Origin of the sequence: Vibrio porteresiae DSM 19223 (assembly GCF_024347055.1) — a bacterium.
Lineage (GTDB): Bacteria > Pseudomonadota > Gammaproteobacteria > Enterobacterales > Vibrionaceae > Vibrio > Vibrio porteresiae.
In genome coordinates, this window is the sequence record NZ_AP024895.1 from 407,589 (window position 1) to 431,137 (window position 23,549).

Genomic DNA, 23,549 nt, shown 5'->3' on the forward strand with positions numbered 1-23,549 from the left:
ATCGTATGCGTAGATGGTATTTAGGAACCTTGATTTTAGGGCTGGCTGGATGTTCGATGGGCCATCGTGACCCTGTCGAAGTTAAGCAAGCTTTGAATGAAGCGGTGGAAAACAGCCAATCCAAGCGCTTAGCATCGATTCCCGATGCGGTTGCGGCAGACTTAATGCCAGACTCTGGGATTTCAATGCCTTCCGATACTCCAAAGCAGCTCAAGCGATTTCGGATTCAAACCGATGGAGTTGATGCTAGAGCTTTCTTTACCAGTTTGGTGAGAGGGACTGGTTATAGCGTAGCTCTTCATCCTGATGTGTCTGGCAAAATCACGGTTAACCTTTCTGATGTCACCCTCGATGATGTACTCAATGTTGTGCGAGATCTCTACGGGTATGAAATTGAGAAAACTGGTCAAGTTATTCAAGTCTATCCAGCGGGGTTGAGAACCGTCACTATTCCCGTTGATTATCTACAGTTCAAACGTCTTGGTCGTTCGCTAACCGCGATTAATACGGGGACGATCACTAGCAATACCAATAGTTCTAATAGTTCGAACTCCTCGTCCTCTTCCTCATCTTCTTCGAATTCCATCGCCTCGCTACTTAGCTCAGATTCTGGAGATAACAATAACAGCTCCGATGGTTCAACCAATACCTCATCGTTAAGCGGTGGGACAGAAATTGAAACCACCAGTAAGAGTGACTTTTGGGATCAATTGCAAAAAGCCATTACGCAGTTAGTGGGCTCCGGTCGTGGGCAAAGTGTGGTTGTATCACCTCAAGCGGGTGTTATTACTGTGCGTGCCTTCCCTGAACAGATTCGTGAAATTCGTCGCTTCCTTGGTATCTCTGAGCAGCGATTACATCGCCAAGTTATCTTAGAAGCTAAAGTGCTCGAAGTAACACTGAACGATAGCTATCAACAAGGGATTAACTGGTCAAATTTATCTTTAGGTAACAGTAAGGTCACCTTTGGGGTTGATGGCACAACGTCATTACCAGGGATGGATACGATAGGCACTTTGTTAGGTGGAACAACAAGCCTGTCTATTTCCGATGGTAGTTTTTCTGGCGTGCTCAGTTTTATGTCGACTCAAGGGGATATTAACGTCCTTTCTAGCCCACGAATCACTGCGGCGAATAACCAAAAAGCGGTGATTAAAGTGGGGACTGATGAATATTACGTCACTAATTTAACCAGTACGGTTGGTTCTGGCGATAATGCAGAATCGGCACCGGATATCGAATTGACGCCATTTTTCTCTGGTATTTCCTTAGATGTGACTCCGCAAATTGATGACCAAGGTAATGTACTGTTGCACGTACATCCTGCCGTTATTGATGTGGAAGAAGATTCCAAATCAATTACCTATCAAGACCAAGAGATTGAACTGCCGTTAGCTAAAAGCTCTATTCGTGAGTCGGACTCAGTGATTCGAGCTAAAGATGGTGATGTGGTAGTGATTGGCGGCTTGATGAAAACCAGTATCTCGAAGAAGCAGACGAAAGTGCCTTTGTTAGGCGATATTCCGGGGTTGGGACATCTATTTCGTAGTAAGTCGAATGCAACAGAAAAAACCGAATTGGTGATTTTGCTCAAGCCGACAGTAGTTGGCGTCAACACTTGGCAAAAAGAGCTTGAGCGTTCGCAAGACCTACTGCAGCAATGGATTCCAGATACTAAGTAACGACAGATGTATTTAGAACATTTTGGCTTTACTCAATTTCCATTTCATCTCACGCCAGATACCTCTTTATTTCTGGGGCTTGCGCCACATTACGAGGCACTGCAAACGGTGAATGCCGCGCTCATGATGGGTGAGGGCGTCATTAAGGTCATTGGGGAAGTGGGTACAGGTAAAACCATGGTGTGTCGGATGCTGCTGTCACATCTTGCCGAAGAGTTTGTGTGTATCTATTTGCCTAATCCCGCTTTGAATGGTCTTGAGTTACGACAGAATATCGCTCGGGAGTTACAGCTGGGGCACCCCAATGAATCAGTGATATTGGGGGAAATTCAAGCGAAGTTAATCGAGTTACATCAGCAGGGACATAAAGTCGTGGCAATCGTTGATGAGGCCCAAGCGTTACCTGATGATGCGCTTGAGATGCTGCGATTGTTAGGCAATCTCGAAACGGATCAAGCTAAGTTATTACAACTCGTATTACTTGGTCAGCCTGAACTAGACATTAGGTTAACTCAGCATCATTTAAGACAATTTCGGCAACGTATTACGTTTAGTGCCGATTTAAGACCGCTAACGATGGCTGAAACAGTTGCTTATATCGATAACCGGCTAATTAAGTCCGGCGCTAATGCAGGGCTGTTTCCCTTGAGCCAAAAAAAAGCAGTGTGGCGCGCAGCAAGAGGGACGCCTCGTTTGATTAATCAAATTTGTCATAAAACCCTGTTGCTCTGTTTTTATCAGGGTCTCAAAGGAGTTACCAATCCGCCACTGTTTGCTGCAATACAAGATACGTTTGATACGTGTAAACCCAGATTTAAGACCCCTTGTTTTTGGGGATGGAGTCATTCATGAGTGAGGTTAATCAGGCATTGATGCAACTCGTCAAAAAGCAGTCTGGCCCGTTGCAAGATATTCCTCAAGCCGATGTCCCTGTGATGAAAAAACATCATGGCTGGCCATGGTTTATTGCTGGGTTTTCCTTAAGCTTGGCCGTTGGTGGATGGGCGGTGACCTCCAACAATAATCAGCAAGTGGTTCATCAGTCGGACGTTGTTCTCATTCAACCTCATCAAACTACTGAAAGCCCAACGCAAAGGGCGGTTGCAACCAACACGCCAATCTATTCAGCACTAAAATCAACGCCTTCAACCGCCACAACAGTGGTGAATGCTGCACCGACTCTTCCCATCAATACGGCACTGGTCAGCGCGGTTGCCTCTAATACGCAGGCTTCGTCTACGACTGTAGCGACTAACGAGAATAATCATGGAGTGAAAACGTTAGTCGACACCCCACAAGTAAAGATTGAGCAAGTGGATCTAACGCCTGAGCAACTGGCGAAGAATGCACAGACCCGAGCGTTAAAAGCGTTGGATAGCAATAACTTTGATGCAGCGGTGGATGCTTATGCTGAGGCGCTCCGTTATACCCCAAGAGATGAAACATTAAGACAGCGTTTAGCGGCGCTTTACTACGGCAAAAATGACGTTCGCAAAGCGTTTGATTTGTTGCAGATTGGGATTGAAATGAATCCCAAAGGTGAAACACTGCGTATTGCTCTATCGCGATTGCTGATTAAGGAAAAGCAGTTAACGGCGGCATTAACACCGCTCTCTTCTTTAAACGATGGTGCGTCTGTTGAATATTTATCACTGCGTGCTGCTCTAGCACAGAAAAATCAATTTAATGATATGGCATTGGAAAGTTATCAAAAACTGGTTGAGAAAGAGCCGAATAATGCCCGCTGGTGGCTTGGGTTGGGGATTCAGCAAGAACGGGCTCTTCAATTAGCGCAGGCAAAAGTCTCTTATCACAATGCACTCAGTAAAGTTGGAGTCTCTTCAAACTCAATTACGTTTATCCAAGACAGATTAAAAACTCTAGATAATCTTCAAGGAGGAAAACCCAATGCAAATTAAATTAAGAAAGCGTCTGGGGGATCTTCTGGTTGAAGAAGGGATTGTTAGCGAAGATCAGGTGCAACAGGCGCTCAACGCCCAACGTAATACGGGGCGTAAGTTAGGAGACACGTTGATTGAGCTTGGCTTTATCAGCGAAAAACAGATGCTGAGCTTTTTGTCTCAACAACTTAATTTGCCGTTAATCGATCTTAATCGGGCCAATGTCGATATTGATGCGGTGCAATTACTGCCTGAAGTTCATGCGCGCCGCCTGCGTGCTTTGGTTATTGCTCATAATGGCGATACGCTACGTATTGCAATGAGTGATCCCGCCGATTTGTTCGCCCAAGAGTCACTGCTTAATCAATTACCACAATACAGTTTCGATTTCGTTATTTCTCCTGAAAAACAATTGGTTGAAGGGTTTGATCGTTACTATCGACGTACCAAAGATATCGCTAACTTTGCTGAGCAGTTACAAGCTGAACACCAAACTTCAGATACTTTTGATTTCTCAATTGATACCAATGATGACTCTGATGAAGTCACCGTGGTTAAACTGATCAATTCGCTGTTTGAAGATGCCATTCAAGTCGGGGCATCGGATATTCATATAGAGCCGGATTCTAATCTGCTGCGCCTAAGGCAGCGTATTGATGGGGTTTTACATGAAACCCTGCTTAATGAAGTCAATATTGCCCCCGCCTTAGTACTGCGCCTAAAACTGATGGCGAACTTGGATATTTCTGAAAAGCGCTTACCTCAGGATGGTCGTTTCCACATTAATGTGAAAGGCCAGTCCGTTGATATTCGTATGTCGACCATGCCGGTTCAATACGGTGAGTCGGTGGTTATGCGTTTACTTAACCAATCATCAGGGGTAAGAAAGCTCGAAGAATCAGGTATCCCGGATGAATTATTGATTCGTCTGCGACGTCAGCTTCATCGCCCTCATGGCATGATTTTGGTTACCGGTCCTACCGGCTCAGGGAAAACCACCACCTTGTATGGTGCCTTAACCGAGTTAAATGAGGCGGGTAAGAAGATCATTACCGCCGAAGACCCAGTGGAATATCGCATTTCGCGAGTGAACCAAGTTCAGGTGAACTCTAAGATTAATTTGGACTTTTCCACCTTGCTTCGTACCTTTTTGCGTCAAGACCCAGACATCATTTTGATTGGGGAAATGCGTGACCAAGAAACCGTAGAAATTGGCTTGCGTGCTGCGTTAACGGGGCACTTGGTATTAAGTACATTACATACCAACGATGCGGTTGATAGTGCGCTACGCTTAATCGATATGGGCGCTCCTGGTTACCTTGTTGCGAGCGCAGTGCGCGCAGTGGTGGCTCAGCGCTTGGTGCGTCGAGTTTGCCCCGATTGTAGCGAGGCGATCGAAACCGATGAGTCACAAAAACAGTGGCTACAACAACGTTTTCCTAATCAAACCAATGCGGTATTTCGCCACGGGCGCGGCTGTCAAAGTTGCAACTTAACGGGCTATCGAGGACGTATTGGGGTATTTGAAATGCTTGAGCTCGAGCAACATATGATGGATGCGCTGCGCTCAAATGATGCGGTGGCGTTTGCCAAAGCAGCGAGGCAGTCTGAGCAATATAAACCGCTATTGGCTTCTGCGATGGAGTTGGCTTTGCAAGGGGTTGTGAGTTTGGATGAAGTGATGGCTCTGGGTGAGGGTGATGCCTCCGGTAGTGTCCAAGCCATTTACCTCTGAGGATAGTGTATGCCAACGTATCGTTATCAAGGACGCCAAGCCGACGGTTCAAAAACCTCAGGTAGCATTGATGCCCCGACGCAGGAGTTGGCTGCTGAAGCTCTTATGAATCGAGGCGTTATTCCAACGCTCATCGCCGAAGGTAAAGGCAGTGCTTCTGGTATCAGTTTTGGTGTGGATTGGCGCAGTTTGTTTGTGCGTTCGGTACCTTTGGAAGTATTAGTTATCTTCTGTCGTCAGTTGTTTAGCTTAACGAAAGCGGGGGTGCCTTTACTGCGCTCTATGCGCGGTTTAACGCAAAACTGCCCGAATAAACAGCTAAAGCATGCACTTGATGAAGTCTGTAACGAGTTGACGAATGGTCGTAGCTTATCGGCTTCCATGCAATTGCATCCGTTGGTTTTCAGCCCACTGTTTGTCTCAATGATTCACGTTGGTGAAAATACGGGTCGCTTGGATGAAGCACTGTTGCAACTGGCCATGTATTACGAACAAGAAGTTGAAACGCGTAAGCGGATTAAGACCGCCATGCGTTATCCCTCTTTTGTATTGTCATTTATTACAGTGGCGATGTTTGTCCTCAACGTAAAAGTGATTCCTCAATTTACTAAAATGTTCAGTCGGTTTGGGGTCGAACTCCCTTTGCCAACTCGAATATTGATTGGTATGTCAGACTTTTTTGTTAACTACTGGATGGCAATGCTGGGGGCTTTAGTGGCTGCTTTCTTTGCTTTTCGAGCGTGGTTAGGCACGCCAAATGGCAGAGAGAAATGGGATAAGTGGCGCCTGCGTTTTCCGATTGTTGGGGGAATTGTCAATCGTGCTCAACTGTCACGATTTTCCCGTACTTTCGCCCTGATGTTAAAAGCGGGAGTGCCTTTAAACCAATCGTTAGCTTTATCAGCAGAAGCACTGCAAAACAAATTCTTAGAAGCCCGTTTACTAGAAATGAAGTCGGCAATTGAAGCGGGGAGCAGTGTGTCGCAAACCGCGACCAATACGAAGATTTTTACTCCGCTAGTATTGCAGATGATTGTGGTCGGTGAAGAGACCGGGCGTATTGATGAGCTATTAATGGAAGTCTCCGACTTCTATGATCGAGAAGTCGACTATGATTTAAAAACCCTCACTGCGCGAATTGAGCCTATATTGCTGGTGATCGTGGCAGGAATGGTGCTGGTGTTGGCCTTAGGGATCTTTTTGCCGATGTGGGGAATGTTGGACGCCATTCGAGGGCGGTAGCATGAACGAACGATTTCGCTTTGTTGTGTGGGCTGTGTTGTTGGTGATCTTAATTTCGACCTTTTTTTACTATTGGCAAAAAGTACAAGTGGTTGCTGATCGAACTGCATTTACCTTAGCAACCGATCGTATGTTGGATCGTGCGAATCAAATTAAGCAGTTGTGGATTCTGAAAGGTAAGCCATCCCAGTTAACGTATTTGGAACAAACACTGCCGATGAATCAGAGTGGTTGGGTTTTCCCAGAAACAGGACAAGGTATTGATTGTGAGAAAATACTGATGATTCTGTACCCAGATGAGAGGATTCTCAATTTTAAGCCACTTGTGGAAAGTTTGAGCAAGAACGATCGGTTTATATGCAATTTTAGGTATAATCAACAATATGCTATTCAAGTGGTTTGGATAGGAAAGCAGTTTTCTGTGAAGGTGCTCGAAGAACCCTAGTCAATAAAGGGGGACACGGGTCTTTTTGATGCATAGTTTGGGTGGTCATAACATGGTGGTTGGAGATAGGCGAGTAACAGGTTTCTCACTGATTGAGTTGATAGTCGTGATTGTGGTTGTTGGGTTACTTGCTGTTGCTGCTCTACCAAAGTTTATTGATGTGACTGACGAAGCCAAAAAAGCAAGTGTGCAAGGAATTGCTGGTGGTTATGCAACGGCGGTTCTTTCAGCACGCTCCCAATGGGAAGCAGAGGCAAGACCGACCCAAACGGTGGGTGGACAGGTATATAACACGGTCAACTATGACGGTGTCGATTTTTGGTTAACTCGTGCTGAGGACGGTTCTGGTAACAGCACGGGATATCGCGATGGGTATCCTTACGCAATCAATAGCGGGACAGGGAGTTACCCCTCGTCGGTAACAGATGCAGCTTGCATCGCGCTGATGGAGAACTTGTTACAAAACCCTCCTCGAGTGAGCACGGTGACTGCGGCAAACAGCGATTCGGATATACAGTATTCAGCAGAAGCGGACAACTCTGCTCATACTTGTACTTATGTTCAAAAAGAAGGCGGCTCTGCACATCAGTTTGTTTATGAACTGGAAACCGGTCAAGTAACGGTAACTTTGCAGTAGTTGGTAGGTTTTTAATTCAGTCGATGTAAAGAGGTAATATGATGAAAAGACAAGGTGGTTTTACCCTGATCGAATTGGTAGTGGTCATTGTTATTTTAGGTATTTTGGCCGTGACCGCCGCGCCTAAGTTCCTAAATTTGCAGGATGATGCTAAGAAATCTGCGCTGCAAGGTTTGAAAGGGGCAATGGATGGTGCAGCAGGTATCGTCTATGGCAAAGCTGCTGTTGAAGGCAAGGATTCAGGTGATTCTGTTCAAACTCTTGATAGTGGCATTACGGTTCTTTATGGCTATCCTACAGCGACTTCTGCAGGGATTGGTGCATCAGTAACAGGTCTAACATCTGATTGGACATCTTATGCTAATACTAGTACTTCTCCAGCAAGTTTTGTTGCGACATTCAGTAGTTCAAGTATTACTGATGCGTCAGGTGTGACTGGCACTTCTTGCTATGTATCCTATAGCCAAGCAACAAGTGCAGCTGCCGCTTCTACATTGGTCGTAGACTCTGGTTGCTAATTTTACTTAGTTAATCTCGTATGAGTAAATCAAACCCAGCTCAATTAGGTTTTACTCTGGTTGAGCTTGTGGTTGTGATTCTATTGGTCTCCATCGTATCGGCTGCCGCCTACTCCCGATATATGGGGACCTCTGGTTTTTCTGCTTTTACCGCGCAAGAGCAGGCGATGTCGGTGATTCGTCAGGTCCAAATCAACCGCATGCAATCGAATCTTTCCTCTCCTTCTAGCAATGTTAATTATGTATTAGCGATTTCAAGTAACTGTCTTGGTTCGGTTGCTGGATGTGCTAATAGCAGTAACGGTCAGCGTAGTGATTTTGTTAGTGAAGAGGGCATTACCTTTTCGGTTTCCCCCAGTTTAAATACCGTTTCGTTTGATCTACTTGGCAACCCCCTCGACAGTGCAGCAAGTGGTGTGACCATCACCATACGCTCCAGCGCTAACACGGTGCAGCTTTGCATCAACTCCCAAGGTTATGTGAGTAAAGGGGGCTGTTCATGAGGAAACCCAACGGTTTCACGCTGGTTGAAAGTATTATGGCCATGATATTGATTGGCTTTGCCATGGTGACTCTCATCAGCTTTCTTTATCCTCAGGTTGAACGTTCAGCGACTCCTCATTATCAAATGCGCGCCGCCCACTTACAGCAAAGCATTATGAGTCGCATTTTGTCGCGCGCCTTTGATGAACAAAGTGATGTTCAAGGTGGGCAATATCGCTGTGGCGAAAATAACTTACAAGGCGAGGCCACAACCTGTACTGCACCGGCTAGCCTTGGAAAAGAGAGTGGTGAGAGTGCCGACACCTTTAACGATGTGGATGACTATATTGGTTGCTGGTGGAGCGATAATGCCAGTGATTGTGGGGCCACGACAGTGGCTGGGCGTTTAACCGATTTGTTGGACATGTCATCGGCAAGTGAATACGCCCATTTTACGGTGTTTATCAGTGTTAATTATGTGGGCAGCAGTGGCAACGTTAGCTCGACGATTACTGATTTAAAACGGATTCAGCTTAATGTGGATGCGGGCAATTATGGCTCTTATCCATTAGTTGCTTTTCGGGGGAATTACTGATGCCTTCTTCCCGCGGATTCACTCTTATCGAAATGATCATGACCATTATCGTTGGGTCGATTTTGGTATTGGGTATTGCTGGTTTTCTTGAGTTAGGCGCGAAAGGATATACCGATACGGTTGCTCGGCAACGTATTCAAACTCAAGCGCAGTTCGTGTTAGAAAAAATGTCTCGAGAGCTACGCCATGCGGTACCCAATAGCATCGAAGTGACGTCTACCGCACAAGAGCAGTGTGTCTCCTTCTATCCAATTGAGTATGCGGGGTTTTACGCTGTCGATGAGGCATCGCAAACCTTGGAGTTTTTAGTGGGAAATGCCCCTGCTCAATATGATGACTTAAAGTTAATGATCAACCCGAGCCGCCAAGCCGATTTTACGGATAGTAGTATTTACTTCACTCTGTCTGGCAGTGCTACCACTATCTCAATCTCAAGTCATCCACTGGTTAGTTCGTCGATCGCAAATCGAGCCTATTTATACAAAGACTTAGTAACTTACTGCTTAAATTTTGTTGCCAATTCCCTGACGCGAAATTCTATTCAAGTGGGCGACAGTGTGAGTTCAGGAAGTTTTAGCTATGCCGCCCCAACGCTACAACGAGGTGGTGTGGTTCGACTGTCGTTAACCTTAAGCCAAAATGGCGAACAGAGTCATTTTGTGCAGGATGTGCAGGTGCTCAATGTTCCCTAGAAGAAAGAAACAGGCAGGTAACCTCTACATTGTTGCTATATTTGTCATTATGGTGATGGGATTCCTTGCTGCGGCTTTAACCCGAATGGAATGGTCAAATCAAGATTCGCTTTCTCGTGAATTACTTGGCACCAAAGCGTGGTTTGCGGCTAATTCTGTTAATGAAAAAGCGATGACATTGCTTTACCCACTTAATGCGACCAGCAGCGCAGTATCTAGCGCCTGTACAGCATTGGGGAGTAGTTCAGCGGCGGGTATTATGGCGAGTTACGATCAATGCAGTGTTGTCACGACATGTCAAAGTGAAGGCACCTTATCGATTAATAATGCCACCTACTATCGAGTCGAAAGTGCTGTGACCTGTGGTAGCGGTAATTTTAAAGTGCGGCGAGTTCAGGATATTTGGGTTAAGGAGTGAGTAATGAAAGCAGTTCGGCGACTTGTTTTTTTGTGTTTAACTCTACTTCTTTTTTTTAGTGGGGCGGCTCAAGCGCTTAGCTTTACTGCATTTCAATGTCAACAACTTAGGTCTGATAAAGCATTTTCATTACACTACAGTCTGTTCCGGTTATCTGGCTTATTAAATGAGAGCATGGTGGGAATCGATAGATCGGTTGTTTCCTTAAATATATTGCCGCATACCCTTTGGACAACTAGTTCGATTTTATCTGCAGATTTTATTGATCAATCACTAGAATATGGGGTTGAACATCATATTTGGTTAAAGTATGAACCAGTCAACTCTTTAACGTATAGTGGGAGATTAACTTATTATCGTTTAGTTAATAATGTTTGGGTAAAAATCGGCAATACCGTCAATATTAACTTAAAAGGATTATTATCAACCCAGTTAAGTGTTTATGGGATTAATGTTCAAGAGCTAAGTTGTAGTCTAGATAATACTCAGCCTCCAACTCAAAGTACATTTGTAAGACCTGAAGTATGCGATTTATTTCCTGAGCCTGTTCAAAGTTGGATAACCCAAGGTCAATCAAGCTACGCTGGTTATCCAAATAGTCGCCTTAATATTACCAATGATAGTGTAAAAATCGATGGCTGGTCTGGCGCTTATAAAAGAAGTAATACGATAGATATCAATGCTGGTCAAGGAAACGCAAGTTGGAAGGCGCTTCGTGTTGGTTTTGATACTACGGGTGACGACTGGATGGCATGGAACAGAAATGGTGCTAATGTTTGTGATTCTAAAGGATGTTACCCTGGGAACGATGATGGGAAAATTAACGAACGAAAAGTGGCTGCGCCACCGTTAGTTCCTGCCGTTTCTAGTCAGCCGACCCAAGATCTATTTTTAGTTGACTCGAACTCTTCCGATAATCGATTTTATGAAAATTCTTGTGATGTACAACCTGACCAATATTCGCTTTGCATTTACAATCCTCAACGTTCGAGTGATGGTTATATCGATATCTATATTATTAAAAATATTCGCAATTTAGATCTGCTAAAATATGGAAATAATCCAATAAGAGTACATTTTTTTAACGGTATTTATATCGAGCAACTAAATGTACAGTCTGACGTTGCTTTGTATTTCGATAAAAATACCACAGTAACTTTTAATAAATTAATTACCGCAGTTGATACCACACACATCTATTTTGCTTCTTCAGCTTGGATTAATGTTGCAGGCAATGGTGTGGAGGATGATTTTGCTCTTAACAGTCGGGTGGATTTTTATTATGTAGGGGAGGATGACAGTAATTTTCAATATCCGGTAATCTATGGCCCCACTGCGCAATTTCAACTAAAAAGTAAATTATTTAAAGGTTACTTGCTCGCAAAAAACGTTATTCTCGATACCACCATCACAATTCAAGGTGCCGTGACCGCAAATTATTTGGTCATGGTTGAAGCAACGAGGATTGAGTCTCTACCGGGGGGAAATCGATGTGCTGTCCCGATTGACGGTGATAACTATATATTGCAGATTACGCCAAACGAAGATTATTCACTGACTTGTAAAGCGCAAGATGTCACATTTCAGGTGTTTGACGAAGATGGAGCTGCGGCAACCGATTATTCAGGCTATATCGAAGTATCACCTTACACCAATTTAACTGTTGTGACAGGTTCGGGTAGTAATGGAGTATACCAGCCTGACAGCAACGGCCTGTTGGAGCTGAATTTGTCGACTACGAAAGCTCAAGATGTCACTTTATCTGCCTATCTTTCGACACAAACGGATTCTTCGAATACAGTTACGGGAACTTACCATTTCGTTCCTTATCGCTTTGTTGTTGATGATCAACCGGTGATAGCGGACAAACCTACTCAGATTTCTCTCGCTGTTGAAGCTTGTGATGAGCAGAATAATACGATTGATATCGGTTACACAGGAACGCCGAGTTACACTTCCATTTGGAATGCTCCTGAAAATGGAGTTGGATCGTTAACTTTAGATAACCGTACGTTCATTGCTGGCAAAGCGACAGCGATGCTAACGATGGAAGATTCAGGCGTGAAAACGGTTACCTTGGAAGATGGAAATTTTAACTGTGCAGCATTGAATAATGATTGTCCCATCAAAGGTAACGGTACGTTAAAAGGCAGCTTCACCGTTTACTCTCGCCCTTGGACATTCGCAATTTGTCCTTCAGGTACGAATGAGATGGACGGCAATATTACGGATGAAGAGAGTACCGGATTTACCTCCGCAGGTTCATCATTTGCGCTGGTAGTGAAGCCAATTCGATGGCAGAGCAATGGCAGTACGTCAGGAGAGATTGCCAGTGCTTCCTATTGTAGCTCTGCGGTTACTCAAAACTTCTTCTCGACCAATAGCCAGCTTAGCGCAACGGTAGAACTGACTTACAATGTGGCTGAGCCTGATGATGGTGCTGATGGCATATTGAAGAGTGGCGAGAGTACCAGCGTAACGCTGGCTAACGATGCTTCATCGAGTGAGTACAGTTTTTCTGGATTAACTTGGAGTGAAGTGGGCGTGCTGCGCGTTAAAGCCAATACACTGCGTGATGCCGCCGGAACACCAACGCCTTATCTGCAAAACGATCTGTCGATCCAAACCGGTTATCGAGATATTGGTCGTTTCTATCCTGCCTATTTAGCCATTACCACCAACAGTTGGAATTATGCCGATGGGCTTGATGACTTTGCTTATATGGGACAGCCAATCAGTTATGGATTTACTGTTGAAGCGAAAAATTTAAGCGGACAGGCGACAACTAACTACAGCCGCTTTGCCAATGCTTTAAAAGCACAAATGCGATTAGTTGCAGTCGATACGAACAGCGATTACGAGGATATGAGCAGTCGCGTGGCTGACTATAATGATCATTTTTGGTCTGGAACTGATTGGAACTCTGGCGCTGACTTGACCGTAAACCACAGTTTTACTTTTGCTCGGTTAGAGACGTTGCAAAGCCCATTGACTACCAAACCGGATGGTTCATTTACTGCTGGCTTTGGTTTGCAAGTAACGACTGGACCGGATGGCGTTGATTTTCAAGATAATGGCTTAACACATAAGGTTAATGAGGTATTAGTCAGTACAGATAAAGCTTTCCCTCTGCAGCCTGATTTACGTTATGGTCGTTTGGCCTTTTCTGATGTGGGAGGGAACTCAACCTCTAGTGTCAATGTCCCACTATCGGCTCAATATTGGAATGGCAATCAGTTTGTCACTAACACAGATGATTCAGGCAGCCTCCTTTCGATTGATGGGGACAAGGTTTGTAAAAACACCATCTGGCAGAGCCAAGCACAGACATCGAGCTCGCAACTCACAGGAATCACTGGTAATGTGGCCGTTAGTTCTGGCCAAAACCATCAAATTTACGCGCAACCTGATGCGGATTCTGCATTACGAGAACAGGTTCGTTTTTGGATGCGTATAAACGAAAGTTCCCCCCAAGTGAATGAGCAAAATATTGACTGTGGCGGCGCTTATCTTGACCAACCATGGCTACAATTTAATTGGCGTAATGAAGGTGATGAAGATCCATCAACAGTTATTACCTTTGGCGTCTATCGTGGAAATGATCGAGTAATTTATCGCGGAGAACCGGGAATCAATAACTAACGGCGGCAGAGTTTTTCGGGACCGAAGTTAGGAATTTGTTAGAAATTACTTGTTTCGCTCTATGTTTATGCACCAATACCTTGCTGTGATGGCGAGGCGTTGGTACATTTAGAGCAATTTTTTATCTTCTTAATTCTTGCAGGACGAGCGAAGAATATGTTCAAAAAACTTCGTGGCATGTTTTCAAATGACCTATCTATCGATTTAGGTACTGCCAACACTCTTATTTATGTTAAAGGACAGGGCATTGTCCTTGATGAACCCTCTGTGGTCGCTATTCGCCAAGACAAAGGTCGTGGTGGAAAAACTGTGGCAGCGGTCGGTCATGCAGCAAAACAAATGCTAGGACGTACACCAGGCAACATTTCTGCTATTCGTCCAATGAAAGATGGCGTAATCGCTGACTTCTACGTTACCGAAAAAATGCTTCAGCACTTCATCCGTCAAGTGCATGACAACAGCATTTTGAAACCTAGCCCTCGCGTTTTAGTGTGTGTTCCTTGTGGTTCTACTCAAGTTGAGCGTCGTGCAATTCGTGAATCGGCTCTAGGTGCTGGTGCTCGTGAAGTGTATTTGATTGATGAACCAATGGCTGCGGCGATTGGTGCTGGTCTGCGCGTATCTGAACCAACCGGCTCAATGGTGGTTGATATCGGTGGTGGTACGACTGAAGTTGCAGTTATCTCATTGAATGGCGTAGTTTATTCTTCTTCTGTTCGTATCGGTGGTGACCGTTTCGATGAAGCGATTATTAATTATGTGCGTCGTAACTACGGCAGCTTAATTGGTGAAGCGACAGCAGAAAAAATCAAACATGAAATTGGTTCTGCGTATCCTGGTGATGAAGTTCAAGAAATTGAAGTTCGTGGTCGTAACCTTGCTGAAGGTGTTCCACGTAGCTTTACGCTAAACTCAAACGAAATTCTTGAAGCTCTGCAAGAGCCATTAACCGGTATCGTGTCTGCTGTGATGGTAGCGCTAGAACAGTGTCCACCAGAATTAGCGTCTGATATTTCAGAAAACGGCATGGTTCTAACGGGTGGCGGTGCGCTATTGAAAGATCTTGATCGTCTGCTCACTGAAGAAACAGGTATTCCTGTGGTTATCGCTGAAGATCCACTAACTTGTGTTGCTCGTGGCGGCGGTAAAGCTCTCGAAATGATCGATATGCACGGTGGCGATCTCTTTAGCGAAGAGTAATGGCTTGTCAGGAGCTTCACACGTAGGAAGCTCCTGAATCAACTCTGGGATTGTTAAGATGAAGCCTATATTTGGTCAAGGACCATCTCTTCAGCTACGTCTATTCTTCGCTGTCATTGTATCAGCCAGCCTCATGCTGGCTGATAGCCGTTTAGATGCTTTTTCTCATGTGCGTTTTTTGCTTAACAGCTTAGTAGCGCCAATTCAGTATGCTGCGGATTTGCCTCGTTCCCTATTTGATGGGTTTTACGAGCGTGTCAGCTCGCATCAAAATCTGCTTGAATCCAACCAGAAGCTGAAGCAAGAAGTGTTAACTCTCAAAAGTGATTTGATCTTACTGGATCAATATCAAGAGGAAAACAAACGTCTGCGTAAGCTACTGGGATCCTCGTTTGTCAGAGATGAAAAGAAAGTAGTAACGGAAGTTATGGCGGTGGATACTTCCCATTATCGTCATCAAGTGGTGATTGATAAGGGCAGTTTAGATGGCGTATACGAAGGCCAACCGGTGATTAATGAGAAGGGGATTGTTGGGCAAGTAACGTTTGTTGCGGCGCACAACAGTCGCGTTCTACTGTTGATCGACCCGAATAACGCGATTCCTGTACAAAATATCCGTAATGATATTCGCGTCATTGCTTCGGGTAACGGACAAAGTGACGAGATTCAGCTCGAACACATTCCAACCAGTGCTGATTTGCAGGTTGGAGATATGTTGGTGACCTCTGGATTAGGTGGCGTGTACCCTGAAGGGTATCCTGTGGCCTATATTACCAATGTCGATAAAGATACCCGTCGCGAGTTTGCGTCAATTAAAGCGAAACCTGTGGTCGATTTCGATCGATTACGCTATTTGCTGCTGATTTGGCCGAATGAAGATCGTCAGCAAAAGGCAATGCAAGCGGATATTAAGCAAATGCAAGAAGAGGATAAGAGTGACGACGCTAAGTAATGAATGGAAAGGCCGTTGGGTTATCTGGGGGTCTTTTCTCTGCGCATTGATCTTCCAAACAATCCCTTGGCCTGGCTCGCTCGATCTGATTAGACCTTCTTGGCTCCTACTTGTGACCTGTTATTGGGTGTTAGCGCTCCCTCACCGCGTCAATGTGGGAACCGCGTTGGTACTTGGTTTGCTGTGGGACTTGTTGCTGGGTTCCACCTTAGGGATTCGTGGCATGATGATGTCGATCATCATCTATGTAGTGGCGATGAACTTCCTCGTATTAAGAAACATGGCGCTTTGGCAGCAGGCAGTGGTGATCGGCTTACTGACCATGGCATTGGAATTTATGATCTTCTTAGGTGAGTACCTCATTCAAGATGTGGAATTTAATCCTATGTCGCTCTGGAGCGGTGTGATCAGTTGTGTGCTCTGGCCGTGGATGTTTTTGCTATTAAGACGAGTCAGAAGACATTGGCATTTAAAATGAATTCATATCCCCTTGTTTTGGCGTCTGGGTCTCCTAGACGCCGTGAATTATTAGCTCAATTGGGCTATACCTTTGACATTGTGGTTTCTGATGTTGAAGAGCTGCGTCATAGTGGCGAAACTCCGGCTCAGTACGTGGAGCGGTTATCCCGAGATAAAGCGTATGCTGGGATGAAACTCGCGTCTGAGGGGGCGGTGGTTATCGGATCGGATACTATCGTTGTGAAAGGTGACGCTGTATTAGAAAAGCCAAGTGATTTTGCTGATGCAAAACGGATGTTGACTCTATTATCGGGCGATGTTCATCAAGTGATGACGGCTGTCACGGTAGCGCAAGGTCATCACCATGCAACCACCGTTGTGGTTACGGATGTCTGGTTTAAAACCTTATCTGATGATGAGATTGAACAGTATTGGCAGACTGGTGAACCGCAAGATAAAGCCGGAAGCTATGGCATACAGGGCATAGGTGGCCGGTTCGTCACTCGTATAGAAGGCAGTTATTACGCTGTAGTGGGGTTGCCTTTATATGAAACTGATCAATTATTAAAACAAATTACCCATTCACAAAGTCGCTAAACTAGCGGCTTTGTTGTACGTCAATACACGAAATTTATCACCATGTTATGACGTAATTCTTTATTCGCCAAATCATCTAGCCTTCGCTTTATCAGTCATGAACATGATTTGGATTATTTGACTTATTGAGGTTTGCCCATGTGTGCAGAATTGCTTTTAAACGTTACACCGAGTGAGACTCGGGTGGCGATGATTGAAGGCGGTGTCCTTCAAGAGATCCACGTTGAACGTGAAGCGAAACGCGGCATTGTTGGCAATATTTATAAAGGTAAAGTGAGCCGTGTATTGCCAGGCATGCAGGCAGCCTTTGTCGATATTGGTTTAGATAAGGCCGCATTTCTTCACGCTTCTGATATTGTTCCTCACACTGAATGTGTTGCTGAAAATGAAAAGCAGCAGTTTCAAGTGCGTGATATTTCGGAATTAGTTCGTCAAGGCCAAGACATTGTTGTGCAAGTGGTTAAAGATCCACTTGGTACAAAAGGTGCGCGTTTGACAACCGATATTACTTTGCCATCACGTTATCTTGTGTATATGCCTGGCGCAAGCCATGTGGGTGTATCACAACGTATTGAAAGTGAGAAAGAACGCGACCGTTTAAAAGGGGTAGTGGCACAATATTGCGATGAGCATGGCGGTTTTATTATTCGTACTGCCGCTGAAGCAGCGAATGAAAAAGAGTTAGCACAAGACGCCGCTTTCCTAAAACGCCTTTGGACTAAGGTGATGGAGCGCCGCGCCAAATACAAGACTCGCTCTACACTCTATGGTGAACCTGGGTTAGCGCAACGAATTTTACGTGATTTCGTTGCGACCGATATCACTAAAATTCTTGTCGACTCTCGTCAGGAGTTCGAAAATCTGAAAGAGTTCACGTCAGAATTTGTTCCGGAATTGACTGACAAGCTTGAACTGTACGAAGGCGACAAACCTATCTTTGATATGTACGATACTGAAAATGAAATTCAGCGTGCATTGGAGCGTAAAGTTGAGCTGAAGTCAGGTGGCTATTTGATCATTGATCAAACCGAAGCAATGACCACCATTGATATCAACACTGGCGCATTTGTTGGACGCAGAAATTTGGAAGAGACCATTTTCAACACCAACATCGAAGCGACTCAAGCGATTGCCCGTCAGCTTCGTCTGCGTAACCTAGGTGGTATCATTATTATCGACTTTATCGATATGTTGTCGGATGAGCACCGTAAGCGAGTACTAACTTCATTAGATGCTGCGCTGAGTAAAGACCGAGTAAAAACCAACATTAATGGCTTCACTCATCTTGGCTTAGTGGAGATGACTCGTAAACGCACACGCGAAAGTATTGAACATGTTCTCTGTTCTACTTGTCCAACGTGTGAAGGTCGTGGTTCGGTGAAAACCGTTGAAACGGTTTGCTTTGAAATTCTTCGCGAAATTACGCGAGTTAACCGTGCCTACGATGCAGACAAATTCGTCGTTTATGCCTCTCCTGCAGTGGCAGATACTTTGCAAGGGGATGAATCCCATTCACTTGCAGAACTCGAAGTGTTTATTGGTAAAGAAGTTCGTATTCAAGCTGAACCTCTCTACATCCAAGAGCAGTTTGATGTAGTAATGATGTAATAGGACATTGAGTGATCTCGAGATTAACCCGTTTCGGACGGTTTGTGGCTTGGCTTGCAGTCAGCTTATTGGTTATGTTGGCAGTGTTGATCACCTCGTTGCGGGTGCTCCTGCCTCATATGAATCGTTTTCAGGGCGAAATCGAGCAGTGGGTCAACCAACAAACCAATATTCAGTTTGAAATCAAAGATGTGCGTGGTTTCTGGCGAAACACGCACCCCTCCATCGCCTTGCAGGGTGTAACTGCTGATTTCCCAGATAGCTCAGATATCCATTTTTCCTTTGGACAATTGGATATTGAGTTTGACTTGTGGCAATCCATTCTTGAACAAAAGCCAGTCATTGCCGATCTCACCATTCACCAATTAAAGCTGGATGTGCGTTCTGTCGATTGGCAGAAAATTCAGTCTGAAGAAACAACATCGACTATTTCTGAACAAGAAGAGACTCAGCGCCGGATTGTGCAGCGCATTGATAGCCTTTTCCTGCGTCAACTTGATAACTTCTCGTTGCTTGATTCTACGGTGCAATATCGCACCATGAACGGGGACATTAAGCAGTTAGATATAGAAAAATTACGCTGGAATAACCAAGGTAATCAACACTACGCAGAAGGTGTGGTGAGTCTTGCTGATGTGAAGTTGAACTCGCTTTCAGTGCGTGCCAAATTTGAAGATCATGGTTCGCTGCGTGATATTTCCGGTCAGTTTTATGCGGATGCCAAAGGTGTGCAAGTTCGCCCTTGGCTGACTAAGTATGTAAAAGATAAAACGGGTATTAAGAACGGCGTTATCAATTTCAACGCGTGGGTCACTCTTAACCATAATCAGCCAGTCGATGGGTACCTAGAATTACAACCATCAGACCTCTCTTGGCAGGATGAACAAAAAACGCATGATTTGGCACTAGAGTCAGGTATCGTTAATTTGGCTCCTACTCCAAATGGATGGCAGGTAAGTATGCACTCACTTAAAGTGCGTACAGATGACCAGTTATGGCCTGAGTTTGATGCAGCCTTAGATTGGACTCCGCAGAGTTGGCGTTTGAATGTCTCGCAATTGGACATAGGTTCAGTGTTGCCATTGGCACGTCTTTTCTCTGATTCACCACAAACACAATCATTGCTCGGTAAATTGAAACCGAGCGGACGTTTAGAAGATATTCGACTTTCTCGTGGTGATAGCTGGGATTCGTTGCGCTATTCAGCTCGGTTAACGGATGGGGCGATGGCTCAGTGGGCATTGTTACCTGAAGTGCATCATCTACAAGCGTCGATCCAAGGTTCCCTTGCAAAAGCGGATATTCAAGCCTCTTTAAGTGATGACACTTTACCTTATGGTGATGTTTTCCAAGCGCCATTAATCATCCAGCAAGGTGACGTCAATCTTGTTTGGCAGAAACAAGCGGACGGTTGGACACTGTGGAGTGACAAGGTCAACGTCACTACACCGGATCTGAGTGTGAAAGGGGAATTTCGACTCGATATGCCGGAAAAGGAGAGTCCATTGCTCTCTTTTTACGCCGAAACCGATTTGAACCAAGCGGGAGAAACTTGGCGTTACTTACCTCGGCTAGCCTTAGGTGAAGAGCTGACCGACTATCTCTCTACCTCGATTCAAGCCGGACAAGTGAAAACAGCGAAATTGCTCTGGTATGGCCGTTTAGCTGATTTTCCTTATCACCAGCATAATGGCGTGTTCCAAGCTTGGGTTGGATTGAAGAATGCGCGTTTCAGTTTTGATACCGCATGGCCACCATTGACGGACATGCAGCTGGATTTACTGTTTGAAAATGATGCGATGTATCTTGATTCGCATGCAGCCAAACTCATGGATATTTCGGCGCAACGTATTATCGGTCAGATTCCGTCTCTAACGTCGGATGGGCATATTGAGTTGGATGCACAAGCTCAAGGCGAAGGTAACGCGATACGTGACTACATGACCTCTTCGCCGCTGGTTGATTCTGTTGGCGCTGCGTTAACTGCGGTGCAAGTCAAAGGCATAGTGAAGTCGCATTTTCGTCTCAATATTCCATTTACGACGACGAAAGAGCCACGAGCTTGGGGCTGGGCTGACCTCAATAACAGCGCCGTAGATATTGATGCGCCGACTATCCATCTCAATAACGTTTCCGGACGAATTCAATTTGATAACGATGTAGTGACTGCCGCCGGATTATCTGGTCAGCTATTGAAACAACCCGTCTCATTAGATTTTAAAGGTGAGAGTAATAGTAAAGGTTATAGCGTTCAAATTGACACTATTGGTGATTGGGATGTGAAGCCGCTTGGTGAGTATGTAGGCCAGCAGTGGATCAATCCAGTCAGTGGTCATGCACCATGGCAAATGGGGGTTCTTTTGCAGCTTAATGATGTCGGATTTTCCTATCAGATTGATTTACAAGCTGGTTTGAAAGACATCGCGAGTCGTTACCCTTACCCGTTAAACAAAAATCTAGGACAAGCAGGTATTGCTCGTTTAGAAGCCTCTGGTAACCAAGAGCAAGTGTCAGCACGGGTAGAAGTGCCAAATGGTAAGTATCAGGCTGAGATCGACATCACTAAGTCTGTACCAGTATTAGAGGCGACCAATCTTATCCTTGGTCAGGGCAACTTTAAAATGAGCCCAGTCGTTGGGCATCATGCGCAAGTGAGAACCAAGAAGTTCGATCTCGACCAATGGATTGAGTTTATTAATCAAGCTAAATCAGTTCAAGCCAGTGCAGGACCTAGTTCTACCGATGATATTCAGATTCCTGAGCCAGACCGAGTCGAGATCAATACCAAAGAGCTAAGATTGGCAGGATTAGACTGGCATGATGTGGTGTTTACGGGCAGAGAAAAACCAACAGGTTGGTCGATGAAGCTCGATAGCCAAGAAGCATCGGGACAAGCGACTTATATTATGTCCGATGATCTTTCGGTCTCTCTTGATAAATTGCATCTTTATGTACCTGAATTAGATGAGCGAGATCCCAAAAAGCCATTATTGATGGATGAAGTGAAGCAAGAAGATCCACTAATTTCGCAATTTGATCGCGAGTTTCATCAACTCATGCCAAACTTAACTTTAGTGATCAATGATTTCTGGTTCCAAGGCTACAAGGTCGGCAAGTTGAATATGGACTTCGTGCGTCAAGGCGATACCCTGAAGTGGAAGCGAATTGATATCAACAGCGGTACTAACGAAGTTCATGCCGCCTTAGATTGGACACTGACCGACACCACCAGTCATACCAAAATGAGTATCGACATGAAAGGTGAGAACAACAGTGATTTGATGGATCGCTTTGGTATCAGTTCCGGGATTCAAAAAGCCCCGTTTGAGTTGGATTCGCAAATTGAATGGGATGGTTCACCTTGGACTATGCGAGTCAATACGTTGCAAGGTAGTGTGAAAACTGAGCTGGGTAAAGGGGTGATTTCTGATGTGAGTGGGGCAGCAAACTTGCTTGGTTTGTTTAGCTTGGACTCTCTGATTCGCCGTATGAAGCTTGATTTTAGTGACGTATTTGACAAGGGTATGGCGTTTAACTCGATAAAAGGGTCAGGCAAAATCTCCCAAGGGGTTTTTGTCACTAACGATATCAAGATGGATGCTGTCGCCGGTGAACTGTCACTTAAAGGTATGGCAGATTTGAACTCTCGTATGGTGGATGCTCAAGTACATTTTGTACCAGATATGACATCGGGTATTCCTGTATTGAGTGCTTTTGCGGTTGCACCGACTACTGCGTTATATGTGTTAGCTATAACTACTGTGATTTCGCCTGTGGTTGAAGTGTTTACGGAAGTGAACTACGAAATCAAAGGACCTTTGGACTCGCCAACGGTAAAAGAGATTTCGCGGAGTAAAGGTGAATATAAGTTGCCGGAGAATTTAACTAAACCGGCTCAATGATAGGGAGAACCACGTGAGTCGAGTTGGTGTGATTCAGATGACGTCTGGGCCTTCAGTCGCTGATAACGTCACTTTTATTGAAAAGCAGATAGCACGCTTAGTTAAACATGGTGCACAATGGATTGTGACCCCTGAGAATGCCCTATTGTTTAGTCATCGTAATGACTATCACGCTTATGCGGAAACGTTGGGAAAAGGACCAATTCAGTTGCGTTTGAGCGAAATCGTTCGCCACCATAAAGTATGGTTGTTGATTGGTAGTATGCCTATTCGCCGCGCTACGGGTGTGACCTCGACAGCTGTTTTATTGGATCCTCAGGGTCAATGTCATGCGTATTATGATAAGCTGCATATGTTTGATGTGGATGTCGATGATGCTCAGCAGCGTTATCGAGAATCCGAGACATTTGTCCCTGGCAATCAAGTGGTGGTGACGCCGACACCGTTTGGGCGGTTAGGTCTATCCATCTGTTATGATTTACGTTTCCCTGCCTTGTATTCTGAATTAAGACAACAGGGCGCTCAGGTGATAGTGGTGCCTGCTGCTTTTACCGCGGTGACTGGACGGGCGCACTGGGAAGTATTGCTCCGTGCTAGAGCGATTGAAACACAGTGCTGGATTGTGGCTGCCGCGCAAGGTGGAACCCACCCCAATGGCCGAGAAACGTGGGGACATTCGATGGTTATCAGTCCTTGGGGAGAAATTGTTTCCTCATTAGAGCAGCAAGCAGGCAGTTTGATTGTTGAGATGGATGATGAAAAATCTCAGCAAATTCGTCGCACCATGCCTGTCATCGAACATGTTCGCTTTTGCAACCAATTTAAACCAATAAAGAGCTAG

Annotated in this window: 20 protein-coding genes; all 20 read left to right on the forward strand. The window is 45.0% G+C overall.

The features are described from left to right. Positions 1-5 precede the first annotated feature (5 nt). The gene (gene mshL, locus OCV11_RS01880) at positions 6-1,682 is read left to right on the forward strand and encodes a pilus (MSHA type) biogenesis protein MshL (RefSeq protein ID WP_261894659.1); all 1,677 of its coding nucleotides are present in this window, start codon (positions 6-8) and stop codon (positions 1,680-1,682) included. Positions 1,683-1,688: 6 nt separating this feature from the next. Next, positions 1,689-2,534 (forward strand): ExeA family protein, encoded by an 846-nt coding sequence (locus OCV11_RS01885; RefSeq protein WP_261894660.1) that lies wholly within the window; start codon positions 1,689-1,691, stop codon positions 2,532-2,534. Next, complete coding sequence (locus OCV11_RS01890) at positions 2,531-3,601, forward strand: tetratricopeptide repeat protein (protein WP_261894661.1); 1,071 nt, start codon at positions 2,531-2,533, stop codon at positions 3,599-3,601. Before OCV11_RS01885 ends, OCV11_RS01890 begins: the two co-directional genes overlap by 4 nt. Next, positions 3,591-5,318: a GspE/PulE family protein gene (locus OCV11_RS01895; RefSeq protein WP_261894662.1), complete on the forward strand. Its 1,728-nt coding sequence runs from the start codon at positions 3,591-3,593 to the stop codon at positions 5,316-5,318. Before OCV11_RS01890 ends, OCV11_RS01895 begins: the two co-directional genes overlap by 11 nt. Positions 5,319-5,327: 9 nt before the next feature. Continuing rightward, positions 5,328-6,560, forward strand: coding sequence for a type II secretion system F family protein (locus OCV11_RS01900; protein WP_261894664.1), 1,233 nt, complete (start codon positions 5,328-5,330; stop codon positions 6,558-6,560). A gap of 1 nt (position 6,561) precedes the next feature. Next, positions 6,562-7,005 (forward strand): MSHA biogenesis protein MshF, encoded by a 444-nt coding sequence (locus OCV11_RS01905; RefSeq protein ID WP_261894665.1) that lies wholly within the window; start codon positions 6,562-6,564, stop codon positions 7,003-7,005. A 28-nt stretch (positions 7,006-7,033) separates the two neighbouring features. Next, the gene (locus tag OCV11_RS01910) at positions 7,034-7,642 is read left to right on the forward strand and encodes a prepilin-type N-terminal cleavage/methylation domain-containing protein (protein ID WP_261894666.1); all 609 of its coding nucleotides are present in this window, start codon (positions 7,034-7,036) and stop codon (positions 7,640-7,642) included. Between the two features lie 41 nt (positions 7,643-7,683). After that, the gene (locus tag OCV11_RS01915) at positions 7,684-8,160 is read left to right on the forward strand and encodes a type II secretion system protein (RefSeq protein ID WP_261896205.1); all 477 of its coding nucleotides are present in this window, start codon (positions 7,684-7,686) and stop codon (positions 8,158-8,160) included. A gap of 20 nt (positions 8,161-8,180) precedes the next feature. Continuing rightward, positions 8,181-8,663 carry a prepilin-type N-terminal cleavage/methylation domain-containing protein gene (locus tag OCV11_RS01920; protein WP_261894667.1) on the forward strand — a complete coding sequence of 161 codons (483 nt, stop codon included), beginning with the start codon at positions 8,181-8,183 and terminating at the stop codon, positions 8,661-8,663. Further along, on the forward strand, positions 8,660-9,238 hold the full coding sequence (locus tag OCV11_RS01925; protein ID WP_261894668.1) for a type IV pilus modification PilV family protein: 579 nt from the start codon (positions 8,660-8,662) through the stop codon (positions 9,236-9,238). Before OCV11_RS01920 ends, OCV11_RS01925 begins: the two co-directional genes overlap by 4 nt. Further along, entirely contained in the window at positions 9,238-9,930 is a 693-nt protein-coding gene (locus tag OCV11_RS01930; RefSeq protein ID WP_261894670.1) for a PilW family protein, read from the forward strand. The genes OCV11_RS01925 and OCV11_RS01930 overlap by 1 nt, the downstream gene beginning before the upstream one ends. Continuing rightward, the gene (locus OCV11_RS01935; RefSeq protein ID WP_261894671.1) at positions 9,920-10,348 is read left to right on the forward strand and encodes an MSHA biogenesis protein MshP; all 429 of its coding nucleotides are present in this window, start codon (positions 9,920-9,922) and stop codon (positions 10,346-10,348) included. Before OCV11_RS01930 ends, OCV11_RS01935 begins: the two co-directional genes overlap by 11 nt. Before the next feature lie 3 nt (positions 10,349-10,351). Beyond that, positions 10,352-13,990 (forward strand): DUF6701 domain-containing protein, encoded by a 3,639-nt coding sequence (locus tag OCV11_RS01940; RefSeq protein WP_261894673.1) that lies wholly within the window; start codon positions 10,352-10,354, stop codon positions 13,988-13,990. A 156-nt stretch (positions 13,991-14,146) separates the two neighbouring features. Continuing rightward, positions 14,147-15,190, forward strand: a complete 1,044-nt coding sequence (locus OCV11_RS01945) for a rod shape-determining protein (RefSeq protein ID WP_068711852.1) — start codon at positions 14,147-14,149, stop codon at positions 15,188-15,190. 58 nt (positions 15,191-15,248) lie between these two features. Beyond that, complete coding sequence (gene mreC, locus OCV11_RS01950; protein WP_261894675.1) at positions 15,249-16,142, forward strand: rod shape-determining protein MreC; 894 nt, start codon at positions 15,249-15,251, stop codon at positions 16,140-16,142. Beyond that, complete coding sequence (mreD, locus tag OCV11_RS01955; RefSeq protein WP_261894676.1) at positions 16,126-16,620, forward strand: rod shape-determining protein MreD; 495 nt, start codon at positions 16,126-16,128, stop codon at positions 16,618-16,620. Before mreC ends, mreD begins: the two co-directional genes overlap by 17 nt. Further along, on the forward strand, positions 16,617-17,198 hold the full coding sequence (locus tag OCV11_RS01960) for a Maf family protein (RefSeq protein WP_261894677.1): 582 nt from the start codon (positions 16,617-16,619) through the stop codon (positions 17,196-17,198). The genes mreD and OCV11_RS01960 overlap by 4 nt, the downstream gene beginning before the upstream one ends. A 138-nt stretch (positions 17,199-17,336) precedes the next feature. After that, positions 17,337-18,806 carry a ribonuclease G gene (gene rng, locus OCV11_RS01965; protein WP_261894679.1) on the forward strand — a complete coding sequence of 490 codons (1,470 nt, stop codon included), beginning with the start codon at positions 17,337-17,339 and terminating at the stop codon, positions 18,804-18,806. A gap of 11 nt (positions 18,807-18,817) precedes the next feature. After that, positions 18,818-22,708 (forward strand): YhdP family protein, encoded by a 3,891-nt coding sequence (locus OCV11_RS01970; RefSeq protein ID WP_261894681.1) that lies wholly within the window; start codon positions 18,818-18,820, stop codon positions 22,706-22,708. A 13-nt stretch (positions 22,709-22,721) separates the two neighbouring features. Continuing rightward, complete coding sequence (locus OCV11_RS01975; RefSeq protein ID WP_261894683.1) at positions 22,722-23,549, forward strand: carbon-nitrogen hydrolase family protein; 828 nt, start codon at positions 22,722-22,724, stop codon at positions 23,547-23,549.

Excerpts from the sequence above, each read along its gene's own strand:
- OCV11_RS01930 (WP_261894670.1), top strand. The coding sequence starts at position 9,238 with ATGCCTTCTTCCCGCGGATTCACTCTTATCGAAATGATCATGACCATT.
- OCV11_RS01940 (WP_261894673.1), top strand. The coding sequence starts at position 10,352 with ATGAAAGCAGTTCGGCGACTTGTTTTTTTGTGTTTAACTCTACTTCTT.
- mreC (WP_261894675.1), top strand. The coding sequence starts at position 15,249 with ATGAAGCCTATATTTGGTCAAGGACCATCTCTTCAGCTACGTCTATTC.
- OCV11_RS01900 (WP_261894664.1), top strand. The coding sequence starts at position 5,328 with ATGCCAACGTATCGTTATCAAGGACGCCAAGCCGACGGTTCAAAAACC.
- mshL (WP_261894659.1), top strand. The coding sequence starts at position 6 with ATGCGTAGATGGTATTTAGGAACCTTGATTTTAGGGCTGGCTGGATGT.
- OCV11_RS01890 (WP_261894661.1), top strand. The coding sequence starts at position 2,531 with ATGAGTGAGGTTAATCAGGCATTGATGCAACTCGTCAAAAAGCAGTCT.
- OCV11_RS01960 (WP_261894677.1), top strand. The coding sequence starts at position 16,617 with ATGAATTCATATCCCCTTGTTTTGGCGTCTGGGTCTCCTAGACGCCGT.
- OCV11_RS01945 (WP_068711852.1), top strand. The coding sequence starts at position 14,147 with ATGTTCAAAAAACTTCGTGGCATGTTTTCAAATGACCTATCTATCGAT.
- OCV11_RS01935 (WP_261894671.1), top strand. The coding sequence starts at position 9,920 with ATGTTCCCTAGAAGAAAGAAACAGGCAGGTAACCTCTACATTGTTGCT.
- OCV11_RS01885 (WP_261894660.1), top strand. The coding sequence starts at position 1,689 with ATGTATTTAGAACATTTTGGCTTTACTCAATTTCCATTTCATCTCACG.
- OCV11_RS01910 (WP_261894666.1), top strand. The coding sequence starts at position 7,034 with ATGCATAGTTTGGGTGGTCATAACATGGTGGTTGGAGATAGGCGAGTA.
- OCV11_RS01905 (WP_261894665.1), top strand. The coding sequence starts at position 6,562 with ATGAACGAACGATTTCGCTTTGTTGTGTGGGCTGTGTTGTTGGTGATC.
- OCV11_RS01920 (WP_261894667.1), top strand. The coding sequence starts at position 8,181 with ATGAGTAAATCAAACCCAGCTCAATTAGGTTTTACTCTGGTTGAGCTT.
- OCV11_RS01915 (WP_261896205.1), top strand. The coding sequence starts at position 7,684 with ATGAAAAGACAAGGTGGTTTTACCCTGATCGAATTGGTAGTGGTCATT.
- OCV11_RS01895 (WP_261894662.1), top strand. The coding sequence starts at position 3,591 with ATGCAAATTAAATTAAGAAAGCGTCTGGGGGATCTTCTGGTTGAAGAA.
- rng (WP_261894679.1), top strand. The coding sequence starts at position 17,337 with ATGTGTGCAGAATTGCTTTTAAACGTTACACCGAGTGAGACTCGGGTG.
- OCV11_RS01925 (WP_261894668.1), top strand. The coding sequence starts at position 8,660 with ATGAGGAAACCCAACGGTTTCACGCTGGTTGAAAGTATTATGGCCATG.